12 protein-coding genes are annotated in these 12025 nt (G+C 65.3%); 5 read left to right on the top strand and 7 right to left on the bottom strand.

Annotation, left to right across the window (positions count from 1 at the left end; all coding sequences use genetic code 11):
* The first annotated feature begins 109 nt into the window (after positions 1-109).
* Positions 110-568 carry a transcriptional regulator gene (locus HOP51_RS12585; RefSeq protein ID WP_234274248.1) on the top strand — a complete coding sequence of 153 codons (459 nt, stop codon included), beginning with the start codon at positions 110-112 and terminating at the stop codon, positions 566-568.
* Here HOP51_RS12585 and HOP51_RS12590 read toward each other — a convergent pair.
* From HOP51_RS12590 to def, 7 genes are all read right to left on the bottom strand, one after another.
* Positions 565-1809 carry a TraB/GumN family protein gene (locus tag HOP51_RS12590; RefSeq protein WP_234274249.1) on the bottom strand — a complete coding sequence of 415 codons (1245 nt, stop codon included), beginning with the start codon at positions 1807-1809 and terminating at the stop codon, positions 565-567. The two genes, HOP51_RS12585 and HOP51_RS12590, sit on opposite strands and share 4 nt — an antisense overlap.
* A 150-nt stretch (positions 1810-1959) precedes the next feature.
* Complete coding sequence (locus tag HOP51_RS12595; protein ID WP_234274250.1) at positions 1960-3408, bottom strand: TrkH family potassium uptake protein; 1449 nt, start codon at positions 3406-3408, stop codon at positions 1960-1962.
* Between the two features lie 43 nt (positions 3409-3451).
* Positions 3452-4825, bottom strand: a complete 1374-nt coding sequence (trkA, locus tag HOP51_RS12600; protein ID WP_234274251.1) for a Trk system potassium transporter TrkA — start codon at positions 4823-4825, stop codon at positions 3452-3454.
* Positions 4826-4936: 111 nt separating this feature from the next.
* Positions 4937-5143: a dodecin gene (locus tag HOP51_RS12605; RefSeq protein WP_159554621.1), complete on the bottom strand. Its 207-nt coding sequence runs from the start codon at positions 5141-5143 to the stop codon at positions 4937-4939.
* Between the two features lie 39 nt (positions 5144-5182).
* Complete coding sequence (gene rsmB, locus HOP51_RS12610; protein WP_234274252.1) at positions 5183-6532, bottom strand: 16S rRNA (cytosine(967)-C(5))-methyltransferase RsmB; 1350 nt, start codon at positions 6530-6532, stop codon at positions 5183-5185.
* On the bottom strand, positions 6532-7518 hold the full coding sequence (gene fmt, locus HOP51_RS12615) for a methionyl-tRNA formyltransferase (protein ID WP_234274253.1): 987 nt from the start codon (positions 7516-7518) through the stop codon (positions 6532-6534). Before fmt ends, rsmB begins: the two co-directional genes overlap by 1 nt.
* A gap of 107 nt (positions 7519-7625) precedes the next feature.
* A complete protein-coding gene (gene def, locus HOP51_RS12620) occupies positions 7626-8138 on the bottom strand; it encodes a peptide deformylase (protein ID WP_234274254.1) in 513 nt (170 codons plus the stop codon).
* Between the two features lie 183 nt (positions 8139-8321).
* On the opposite strand from def, the gene HOP51_RS12625 reads away from it, so the two are divergent.
* From HOP51_RS12625 to hemF, 4 genes are all read left to right on the top strand, one after another.
* Positions 8322-9188, top strand: a complete 867-nt coding sequence (locus HOP51_RS12625; protein ID WP_234274255.1) for a peptidoglycan-binding protein — start codon at positions 8322-8324, stop codon at positions 9186-9188.
* Positions 9185-10309 carry a DNA-processing protein DprA gene (gene dprA, locus HOP51_RS12630; RefSeq protein WP_234274256.1) on the top strand — a complete coding sequence of 375 codons (1125 nt, stop codon included), beginning with the start codon at positions 9185-9187 and terminating at the stop codon, positions 10307-10309. Before HOP51_RS12625 ends, dprA begins: the two co-directional genes overlap by 4 nt.
* Before the next feature lie 74 nt (positions 10310-10383).
* Entirely contained in the window at positions 10384-10941 is a 558-nt protein-coding gene (locus tag HOP51_RS12635; RefSeq protein WP_234274258.1) for an L-threonylcarbamoyladenylate synthase, read from the top strand.
* Positions 10942-11009: 68 nt separating this feature from the next.
* Entirely contained in the window at positions 11010-11933 is a 924-nt protein-coding gene (gene hemF / locus HOP51_RS12640; RefSeq protein ID WP_234274259.1) for an oxygen-dependent coproporphyrinogen oxidase, read from the top strand.
* The last annotated feature ends 92 nt before the right edge of the window (positions 11934-12025 follow it).

Below are 12025 nucleotides of genomic sequence, written 5' to 3' on the forward strand. Positions count from 1 at the left end.
CGGCATGGCCCAGAGGGTACCCTGACGTAAAGGAAGTAAACCATTTGTTGTCGTTTAAAAGCAACCTGAGGTTTAACTGTGGGGATGGCGCGCGCGGCACATTTGGCCGATGAATGAGAAGATTGCGTTTGCCGAACGGCTAGTCGCCGCCATGCGTGCTGCCGGCTACGAGCCGCGGCCAGCCGTGCTGGAGCGCGAATTCAACCTGCGCTACTGGGGAAAGCCCGTCACGCTACAAGGCGTGCGGCGTTGGCTATGCGGCGAGACCCTGCCTCAGCAGGAAAAATTACAGGTGCTGGCTGAATGGCTGGGAGTCGAGCCGCAGGCGCTGCGTTTTGGCGATGACGGCAAGAGCCGGATAGGCGAGACGCGCGGTGATTGGGAGTTGCCGATCAGCGCCGAAGAGCGCCGCGTGCTGCGGCGCTACCTGGCCCTGCCGGTGGAGCAGCGCAAGGTGGTGGCTCAGGTCATCGAAGCGTTCTCCCTCGCCGAACGCAGCGACTCGAAAGAACGCCAGGCCAGCTATGCGGTGAAGCGCGACGAGGAAGGCGAGGAGGGAGGCGGTTAGCCCCCGCTCCCCAACAATGCTCCGGCGATGCGGAAGCCTGCCACCCAAGTGCCGGCGGCGGAACCCAGGGTGGCGAACAGGAACACCAGCAACGTGCGCGAGACGCGGTTGCGCCACCAGCCCTTCAGCTCGGTGACATCGTGGCGCAGCATCGAAAAATCCTGCACCTTGGGTTTGCGCATCCATAGTTCGACCCCGGCGGCAACGAAGCCGGCGCCGATGGTGGGGTTGAGCGAAGTCAGCGGCGCGGCGAACATGGTGGCCACGACGGTGAGCGGGTGGGCCAGGGCGATCAGCGTGGCCAGCCCCGAGAGCACACCGTTGATCAGAAACCACTCTGCGACCAGTTGCCAACCGAGTTCGGTATTGCGCGAGAAGCCAATGGCGAACCCGGTCAATACCAGCGCCGTGATCAGCCATGGCAGGGCGCGCCACAGTTTCGACGGCGGCGGCGTGGCTTCCAGGGCTCGACGTTCCACTTCCGGCTCGGCGGGCAGGGGGGCGTCGAAGTGCTCGACCATACCCTTCATGTGCCCGGCGCCGATCACTACCAGCACGTTGCGGTAGCGCCCGGGAGGCGCCTGCTCCGCCAGACGCAGCACCATGTAGCGGTCGCGTTCGGAGATCAGCGGGGCGTAGAGCGCTTCCGATTCGGCGGCGAACTCGCTGAAAGTCGATTCCAGCACGTCTCCTTCCTTGAGTCGCTCGATCTCTTCGGGTTTGATCTCCTGGCGCGACATCACGCTGCCGAGCAGTCCGGTGAACAGCGACATGCGCTGCCACCACGGCACGCTGTGGTAGATGCGCTTGAGCGTGATGCCGACGTCGCGGTCGATCAGCAGCAGCGGCAGCTCATGGTCACGCGCCTCTTCCAGAGCCGCGCGCATCTCGGCGCCCGGTTCGATACCGGACTGCTCGGCCACGCGCTGCTGGAAGGCGCCCAGCGCCAGGTTGGCGGCAACCATGCCGGCCTTGCCCTGGCGGAAGATCTCGAACAGATCCTGCTGGGCCAGAGCGTCCGGGTTGCTGAGGTTGTGGTGGCGCGCATCGCACAGCTCGATGGCGACGGCGTCGAACTCGCCGGAGCGGATCAGCCGACGCACGTCCTCGGCGCTCTGGGCCGAAACGTGCGCGGTGCCCAGCAGGGTATAACGGGTGCCGCCCACCTCGACGACGCGATGGGGGCCGCTGAAGGCGCCTTCCTGGCGCGGGTCGGTCACGGGTTCCTGGGAGTCGGTCATGAACGCTCGGGTCGCAAGGGATGAAGACCCGATTATCCACGAAGCTCGCTGACGGGCCAAACCAGAAGCGTTCGTCAATGCTTCGCCGTAGCTTCCTGTGGAAGGGCTGATTTAGGTCGCGAGCGCAGCAATAAATCAGTACTACCACTACTACTTGCGCCAAAAGGCGGGCGTAAACAGTACCAGCACGGTAAAGATTTCCAGGCGGCCGAGCAGCATGGCCACTACCAGGATCCACTTGGCGAGCTGGGGAAGTTCGCCGTAGTTCTCGGACGCCTCGCCGAGGGCAGGGCCGAGATTGTTGAGCGTTGAGGCCACCGTCGACCAGGCGGTGACCTGATCGACCCCGGTGGCCATCACGCCCACCAGCATCAGGAAGAACAGCATCAGGTAGGCCGAGAAGAAGCCCCACACTGCCTGGGCGATGCCGTCGGGGACGCTCACCTTGCCCACTTTTACCGCAATCACCGCGCTGGGATGGATCAGCCGCATCACCTCGCGCATGCCCTGCTTGAGGATCAGGATGATACGGATCACCTTCATGCCGCCACCGGTGGAGCCGGAGCAGCCGCCGACGAAAGCGGCCATGAACAGCAGGAAGGGCAGTGCGCCCGGCCAAGCCGAGAAGTCGTCCACGCCGAAGCCGGAGGTCGTGGCGATCGAAACCGCTTCGAACAGCCCGTGTCGCAACCCGCGTTCGGTGTCGTGGGTGCCGGTCAGCCACAGCGAGACCACGGCGATGACGGCGAGCCCGGCGAGGAAGAGCAGCAGGAAGCGGGCCTCGGGGTCTTGCAGATAGTGCTTCAACTGACGGCCGCGCCAGGCCAGGAAGTGAAGACTGAAACTCATGGCCGAGACGATCAGGAAGAACATGCAGATCAGCTCGATCAGGACGCTGTCGAAATGGCCGATGCTGGCGTCGTAGGTGGAAAACCCGCCGATGGCCACGGTGGAGAAACTGTGCCCGAGAGCATCGAACCAGTTCATGCCGGCGGCCATGTAGGCCAGGAAGCAGGTCAACGTCAGTGCCGCATAGATGTACCACAGCGCCTTGGCCGTTTCGGTGATGCGAGGGGTCAGCTTGGAGTCCTTCAGCGGCCCCGGGATCTCGGTGCGATAGAGCGCCATGCCGCCGACCCCGAGCGTGGGCAGGATCGCCACCGCCAGCACCACTATCCCCATGCCGCCGAGCCACTGCAACTGCTGGCGGTAGTAGAGCACCGACTCGGGCAGGAACTCGATGCCGGTGATCACGCTGGCGCCGGTGGTGGTCAGCCCCGAGAAGGATTCGAATACCGCATCGGTGGGGCTCAGGGCGGCATCGCCGGTGAGCATGAAAGGCAGCGAACCGAACAGCCCCAGCACGCTCCAGAACAGCGCGGCAATGAGAAAGCCGTCGCGAATGCGTAGCTCCTTGTGAGCGTTGCGGTTGGGCAGGTAGATCACCATGCCGGTCAGCACGGTGATCAGGATGGCGATGATGAACGCCTGCCACTGCTCGTCGCCGAACAGCAGCGAGACCAGAACTGGCGGCAGCATGGTCAGACTGAACATCATCAGCAGCAGGCCGAGGATGCGCAGGATGACTCGCAGGCTCATCGGGCGGCGTTCCTTGCGTCGCGAAGTATCATGTGACCAGGCATCAGAAGAAGGTCAGGCCGACCTGGAACAGGCGCTCGACGTCGCGAATGCGCCGCTTGTCGATCACGAACAGAATCAGGTGATCGCCGGTTTCCACCACCACGTCATCATGGGCGATCAGCACCTCCTTGCCGCGCACGATGGCGCCGATGGTGGTGCCGCGAGGCAGGTCGATCTCACCGATGGCGCGTCCCACCACCTTGGACGATTGCGTGTCGCCATGGGCAATCGCCTCGATCGCCTCCGCCGCGCCGCGGCGCAGCGAGTGCACGTTGACGATGTCGCCGCGGCGCACATGGGTCAGCAGACTGCCGATGGTGGCCTGCTGCGGTGAGATGGCGATGTCGATCTCGCCGCCCTGCACCAGATCCACATAGGCGGCGTTGTTGATCAGCGTCAGCACCTTCTTGGCACCCATTCGCTTGGCCAGCATCGATGACATGATGTTGACCTCGTCGTCGTTGGTCAGCGCACAGAAGATATCGCACTCCTCGATGTTTTCCTCCTCCAGCAGGCGCTTGTTGGTCGCGCTGCCGTGCAGGACCACGGTGCGGTTGAGACGCTCGGAGAGGACGGTACAGCGCTCCAGGCCGTGTTCGATGATCTTGACCTGGTGGCTGTGTTCGAGATGTTCGGCGAGTCGCTCGCCGATGTTGCCGCCACCGGCGATCACCACCCGGCGGAAGTTGCGGTCGACCCGGCGCAGCTCGCTCATCACCGCGCGGATGTCGCGTCTGGCGGCGATGAAGAAGACCTCGTCATCGGCCTCGATCACGGTATCGCCATGTGGGATGATCGGTCGGTTGCGGCGGTAGATGGCCGCCACCCTGGTGTCGACGCTGGGCATGTGGCGGCGCAGGAAGCCGAGGTCCTGGCCCACCAGCGGGCCGCCGTAGTAGGCCTTGACCGCCACCAACTGCACCAGGCCGCCGGCGAATTCCAGTACCTGCAGCGCGCCGGGATGCTCGATCAAACGGCGAATATGATCGGTGACTACCTGTTCGGGACTGATGAGCACGTCGATGGGCACTGCGTCGTGGGCGAACAGCCCCTTGCGGGTCAGGTAGGCGGTGGCGCGCACTCGGGCGATCTTGGTCGGCGTGCGGAACAGCGTGTGGGCGACCTGACAAGCGATCATGTTGACTTCGTCCTGGCTGGTCACCGCGATTAGCATGTCGGCGTCTTCGCAGCCGGCCTGGCGTAGCACCACCGGATAGGAGGCGGGGCCGGTCACGGTACGGATATCGAGGCGGGTGTGCAGCTCGCGCAGACGCTCGCCGTCGACATCCACGACGGTGATGTCATTCTCCTCACGGGCCAGGTGCTCGGCCAGCGTGCCGCCGACCTGACCGGCGCCCAGGATGATGATCTTCATATGCTATCGGGCCTTCGAACGACTCTGCGACGCCGATATGGCGCCGCAGCATCCGTGGCTAGCATAAACCAGCCGAAGGTGATGTAACAGGTTCACGCGGCAAGGCCGTTGTCAGTCGAGAGTGAAGCCCACCTTGAGGGTGACCTGCCAATGACCGACGCGGCCATTCTCGATGTGTCCGCGGGTATCCACGACCTCGAACCAGCGCATGCCGTGAAGGGATTGGGAAGCCTTGTCGAGGGCGCGCTGGATGGCGTCCTCGATGCCTTTCTCCGAAGAGCCGGTCAGCTCGATGTGCTTGTAGACGTGGTCGCTCATGGGGGCTCCTTGCTCAGTGAACGAATGATGGGGGCCGGGTCAGCCCCGCTTCCTCAGTCTGGCATAAAAGAAGCCGTCATGACTCTCGGGTTCCGGTAACAGTTGTCGTCCTGGTCCGGTCAAACGTCCCCAGTTCACTTCCTCGGGTGTAGTGACCGCGGCATTGCCGGTGCGTTCGAGGAAGGCGCGCACCTGCTCGTCGTTTTCCTCGCGCAGTACCGAGCAGGTCGCATAGAGCAGCGTGCCGCCTGGGCGCAGCAGTGGCCACAGGTTGTCGAGCAGGTGCGCCTGCAGCTCGGCCAGTTTGGCGATATCGGAAGGGCGCCGCAGCCGCTTGATGTCGGGGTGGCGACGGATCACGCCGGTGCCGGAGCAGGGAGCGTCGAGCAGAATGGCATCGAAGGGCGTGCCGTCCCACCAGTCGCGCTGTGTGGCATCAGCATGTACCAGCGTGGCCGAAAGGCCGAGACGTTCCAGCGTCTCCTCGACCCGGGCCAGGCGTACGGCATCGCTGTCGAGTGCCAGCAGCTCGATGTCGAACAGCTCGAGCAGATGGGCCGTCTTGCCGCCGGGGGCGCAGCAGGCATCCAGCACGCGACCGCCGGGGCGCGGTGCCAGGGCCGGCCCGAGCAACTCGGCGGCGAGCTGTGCGGCTTCGTCCTGCACGCTGACGTCACCCTCGGCGAAACCGGGTAGCGCCTGGACGTCGCAGGGTTTCTCCAGTACCAGCCCATCGGGAGAGTGCGCACACAGGCGTGCTTCGATACCGCTGACCTGAAGCCTGGCCAGGTAGGCTTCGCGGTCGCCGTGCCGGCGATTGATGCGCAGGGTCATGGGGCCGGGCTGGTTGTTGGCCTCGGCAATGGCTTGCCAGTCGCTGGGCCAGGCCTGGCGCAGGGCCTTGAGCAACCAGCGCGGATGCAGCAGCGCTACGGCGGGATCCTGATCGACCTCGGCCTGCAGTGCAGTGGATTCCCGGGTCAACCGGCGCAGACAGCCGTTGAGTACTCGGGTCGCCCACTCCTTGCCCAACTGGCGGGCGGCGCCGGCGGTTTCGCCCACTGCGGCGTGCGCCGGGATGCGTAGGTAGAGCAATTGGTAAATGCCCAGCAGCAGCAGAGCCTGGATGTCGGCGTCGCGAGCCTTGAACGGGCTTTTCAATAGGCGATCGGCCAGCGCCTCGAGGCGCGGCAGGGTGCGACACACGCCGTAGCACATCGCCTTGAACAGTGCCCTGTCGCGTATCACTACCTGGTGATCGTCCAGCTCACTGAGCGATCCCTTGCCGGTGATGACGGGCACCAGGGCTCGTGCGGCGCTGACGCGCACCGCCTGACCGCCGTCCTGGACGCTCTTGCCGGCACGGGTGGATGGGGTGGAACGATGCATCAGACGCTCTCCTCGTTCGCACTGCCCAGGCGGCTGCCGGCTCGCAGGCGTTCGCTACGAGCATTGAGCAGGTCGCGGGCCGGCAGTGGCTTGCCGCCTGGCAACTGGGCGCGCGTCACGCGCAGCACTTCGTTGCCCTGCGGGCCGCAGGCGATGCGCAGGGCGTCGGCTTCGGGCTCAAGCAGGGTGCCCGGTATCACGGCGGGTTCGCCCTCGTGGCGTGGAGCCGCCTCGGCCATCAACAAACGCAGGCGTTCATCGCCGCAGGCGCACCAGGCGACCGGCCAGGGGTTGAAGGCGCGCACCTTGGCGGCCAGTTCGACGGCGGGGCGGGAGAAGTCCAGCTCGGCCTCGGTCTTGGAGAGCTTGGCGGCATAGGTCACGCCCTCCGCCGGCTGTGGCGTGGCGGCAAGCCCCTTGCCTGCCAGTGAGTCCAGTGCCTCGACCAGCGCCTCGCCTCCGAGTTCGGCCAGGATGTCGTGCAGCTCGCCGCCGGTGGTGGCAGCGGTGATCGGTGTGCGTCTTGCCAGCAGCATGTCGCCGGTGTCGAGCCCGGCGTCCATCTGCATGATGGTCACGCCGCTCTCGCCGTCGCCGGCCTCGATGGCTCGCTGGATCGGGGCGGCACCACGCCAGCGTGGCAGCAGCGAGGCATGAACGTTGAGACAGCCGAGCCGGGGGGTGTCGAGCACTGCCTGCGGTAGAATCAGCCCGTAGGCCACCACCACCATGATGTCGGCGTCGAAGGCGGCCAGCTCGGCCTGCACCTCGGCGCTCTTCAGCGTCTCGGGCTGAAGGATCGGCAGCCTGTGCTCGAGGGCGAGCGATTTGACGGGGCTGGCAGTCAGTTTGCGGCCCCTGCCGGCCGGGCGGTCGGGCTGGGTATACACGGCGACGACCTGATGCCGGCTATCCCACAGGGCTCTCAGACTGGCCGCGGCAAAATCAGGGGTGCCGGCGAAGATGACGCGCAGAGATCGGGACATGTTTCGAGCCTTGCCAGTGGACGATTGCCCTCATCATAACGGAGGCAAACCACAACGACGAAGGCCGACGCAGGACGTCGGCCTTCTGAAGCGTATCGTGAGGTGAATCAGGCGGACTGCATCAGCTTGTGGCGCTTCTGCATCTTCTTCAGCACGCGGTCGCGCTTGAGCGGCGAGAGATAGTCGACGAACAGCACACCCTCGAGATGATCGCATTCATGCTGGATGCAGTGGGCCAGCAGGCCGTCGGCCTCGAGTTCGTAAGGTTTGCCGTCGCGGTCCAGTGCCTTGAGATTGACCTTGAGCGCGCGCGGTACCTCGGCGTAGTACTCGGGAATCGACAGGCAGCCCTCGGACATCAGCTCGCGTTCTTCGCCAATGGGCGTGTACTCGGGGTTGATCAGCACGAGGGGGCTGGCCCGCTCTTCGCTGACATCCATGACGATCACGCGCCGGTGAACGTCCACCTGGGTGGCGGCCAGCCCGATGCCGGAAGCGTCGTACATGGTCTCGAGCATGTCATCGACCAGCCGGCGCACCTCGTCATCAACCGTCTCGACCGGCGCTGCCTTGGTGCGCAGCCGCTCGTCGGGAAATTCGAGGATAGTCAATTTGGCCATGGCGTTGGAACCACCGTTTATGCTGTCATTCGGAACTTGCCCCTATATTCTAGGGGGTGGCAAGCCAGGGGGAAACCGCTGGCACGCGTTATCAATTCGATAGCATTGGACTATAACACGGCATGCCAGTTCCCGGTGGGGTGAAGCGTGCCGAGTAGGACATCTCGGACAAGGGAGTGGGGGATGGTGGGGAATGCGCAGCGGCGCCAAGGCAGTGCTTGGAACGGAGGGTGGATCTGGCTTGGTGGCTTCGTGCTGCTGATGACGACAAACATGGCCCAGGCCCAGGGGAACGTGGCGCTTTCCCCCGAGATGCAGCGCGTCCCGGCACACGAGGCGGTGGAGCCGATTCCACTGGATGCCGTACGCCATTTCCTGCGCGACCACCGCGTGGTTGATGACCCGGCGGCGTTGGATGAGTTGGCCTACGTGGTGGCCGGTCACGATCGGCGTATCATCAGCGGCCCCGGCGACCGCATCTATGCCCGTGGTGAGCTGCAGCACGGACAGCGCTATGGTCTTTACCGCGTTGGCGACCGTTACAGCAATGCCGCGACAGGCGAGATCCTGGGACTCGAACTGATCGGCATCGGCCAGGCCCTGGTCGAGCGTAGCGTGAACGGTATCGCCGTGATCGAGATCCTGTCCGCCAGCCAGGAGGTGCGCAACGACGATATCCTGCTGCCGCTGGAAGAGCGGGAGTTGGTCAGCGAGTTCATGCCCCGTGCACCGGACCGCGACGTCGACGGGACCATCCTCGCCGTACCGGGTGGGGTACGCTTCATTGGCCGGCTGCAGGTAGTGGCGCTGGACCGGGGGCGGCGTGACGGTCTCGAAACGGGGCATGTGCTTGAGGTCGAGCAGCAGGGCGAGCGCGTCATCGACCCCCGAACCGGTGAGTCGCTGCGCCTGCCGGGCACGGATGCCGGATTGATCATGGTGTTCCGGCCCTTCGAGAAGATGAGCTATGGACTGGTGATGCAGGCGAGCCGCACGCTGGAGGTCGGCGATCGCATTCTCAATTCTCGTCGCGGGATGGCATTGCGATGAGTACCGCGCAGCAAATGCCGACTCAGCGCGACTGGCTGGCGCTGATACGGCTGCCGGGCATGGGCACGGCTCGGCTGGCCGAGATGGTGGCTGCCGCCCCGGACTGGCCCGAAGGGTGGTTGGGTTGCCTGCCACGTCAGGCAGCGACGATGCTGCGCCTGTGGCTCGACCATCCTGCCCGCAGCCCGTTGCTCCAGGCAGTCGAAGCCGACCTGGCCTGGCTGACGGCTGCGCCCGGGCGCCATCTGCTCCACCCGGGCCACTCTGCCTGGCCGGCACTGCTGGAGCAGATCGGCGATCCGCCGCTGGTGCTTTGGGCGCTGGGCGACCTGGCTGCCCTTCGGCCGCCCAAGCTTGCCATCGTCGGCTCGCGTCGGCCCACTCGTGAGGGATTGGCCAACGCCGCCGCTTTCGGTCGCGAGCTGGCCAGTCGCGACTGGTGCGTCGTCAGCGGCTTGGCGCTGGGTGTCGACGGGGCGGCGCAGCAGGCCGCGCTGGAGACCGGCGGGCGCAGCGTGGCGGTACTCGGCTGCGGTGTCGACGTGATCTACCCGCCGCGCCATGCGCGCCTCTACCAGCAACTGCTCGAGCGAGGCGGGCTGATCCTCTCGGAGCATCCGCCCGGGACTCGCGCACGGGCGGGTTTCTTTCCCCGTCGCAACCGCATCGTCACCGGCATTTCGTTGGGTGTGCTGGTGGTGGAGGCTGCCGAGAAGAGCGGCTCGCTGGTCAGCGCACGGCTGGCCATGGAGCAAAACCGCGAGGTTTTTGCGCTGCCCGGCTCGATCCACAATCCCCAGGCCAGGGGGTGTTTGAAACTGATTCGTGATGGTGCCGTACTGGTGCGTCATGTCGACGACATGCTCGAGGAACTGAGCCAGTGGGCGGTATCGGTCGCCCCGTTCGCCTCGGTCGAGAGATCGGATCACGTGAATGACGTTGGCGATCCGCTACTGCGCTGGCTCAGCGACGCGCCCTCACCGCTCGATGCGCTGGTAAACCTGACTGGCTTGAGCGTGCCCGATTGCCAGCGACGGTTGCTGGAGCTTGAACTCGAGGGGCGTGCCGCTCAAGCGCCCGGCGGCTGGGTACGTCTGCCTGAGAACGCCCAGGCGTGCTAGCATGACGACCCTCTCACGGGCTGCCGTGGCAAGGCGATGGCACCTCAATTGACGAATCAGCAGGCAGGAGAGCCATGACCGTGGCCGAATCACTCGATGCCGCCGTTGCTGCGCTGCGTGCCGGGGGCGTGATTGCCTATCCTACCGAGGGCGTATGGGGCTTGGGCTGCGACCCCGATAACGACGAGGCCGTGGCGCATTTGCTGCGTCTCAAGGAACGCGACCCTGCCAAGGGGTTGATCCTGGTGGCGGCATCCATCGAGCAGTTCGGCCCCTGGCTCGAGGGGCTGGCGCCGGAGTTGCATGCCCCGCTGGTGACCAGTTGGCCGGGTCCCAATACCTGGCTGGTCCCGGACAATGGCCGTACCCACCCGCTGGTGCGTGGTGCGCACGACTGCGTGGCGCTGCGCGTCAGTGCTCATCCCGACGTGGCGGCTCTGTGCCGGGCCTTCGGTGGGCCGGTCGTTTCGACCTCGGCCAACAAGGCCAGCGAGCCCTCGGCCATGAGCGCCGCGGAGGTCCGCGAGATCTTCGGCGATGAACTCGACGCCATCGTCGAGGGTGAGCTGGGCGGGCATGACAAGCCCAGCACTATTCGTGATCTGATCAGCGGCCAGGTGCTGCGCGCCTGACCGGTAACGCTGCCGAATGGCCGTGCCTGGCCATTCGGCAATGAACGGCGACATGAGCGGGGAGTGACATGGCGCGAGCCAATCTCGAAACGGTGAAGAGCTATCTTCTCGACCTCCAGGATCGGCTGTGTGCCGGCCTGGCCGGGGAGGATGGCGGTGCCGGCTTTCGCGAGGAGAGCTGGCAGCGCGAAGCGGGAGGGGGAGGGCGCTCGCGGGTGATCGAGCACGGCCGGGTATTCGAGAAAGGCGGGGTCAATTTCTCCCACGTCTACGGCGACCAACTGCCGCCCTCGGCCACGGCGGCACGGCCCCAGCTTGCCGGGCGTGGCTTCCATGCGGTGGGGGTCTCCTGGGTGCTGCATCCCGAGAACCCCCACGTGCCGACCAGTCACGGCAACGTGCGCTTCTTCATTGCCGAGAAGGAGGGCGAGGCGCCGGTGTGGTGGTTCGGTGGCGGCTTCGATCTCACCCCCTACTATCCGGTACACGAGGACGTGGTGCACTGGCACCGGGTGGCCCGTGACGCCTGCGCCCCCTTTGGCGCAGAGGTCTACCCGCGTTTCAAGGCGTGGTGCGACGAGTATTTCTACCTCAAGCATCGCGAGGAGACCCGCGGCGTGGGTGGGTTGTTCTTCGATGACTTCAACGAGTGGGGCTTCGATACCAGCTTCGCCTTCCAGCGTGCGGTGGGAGATGCCTTCCTCGATGCCTACCTTCCCATCGTACGGCGCCGGCGCGATACACCATGGAGCGAACATGAGCGCGACTTCCAGCTCTACCGCCGCGGACGCTACGTGGAATTCAATCTGGTGTGGGACCGCGGCACCCTGTTCGGGTTGCAGAGCGGTGGACGCACCGAATCGATTCTGATGTCGATGCCACCATTGGCGCGCTGGGAGTATGGCTGGACGCCCGAACCGGGCAGCGCCGAAGAGGTGCTGTATCGGGAGTATCTACACCCCCGCGACTGGCTGGGGGAAAGCGCTGACTAAGCATCTGCGCGACCGAATCGCTGCGTTACGCGGTGCCGAAGCGTCGGACCGTCGCAATCCTCACCTATAACCCATAGGCTCCGGTTGCTGCG

Origin of the sequence: Billgrantia zhangzhouensis (assembly GCF_021404465.1) — a bacterium.
Lineage (GTDB): Bacteria > Pseudomonadota > Gammaproteobacteria > Pseudomonadales > Halomonadaceae > Halomonas > Halomonas zhangzhouensis.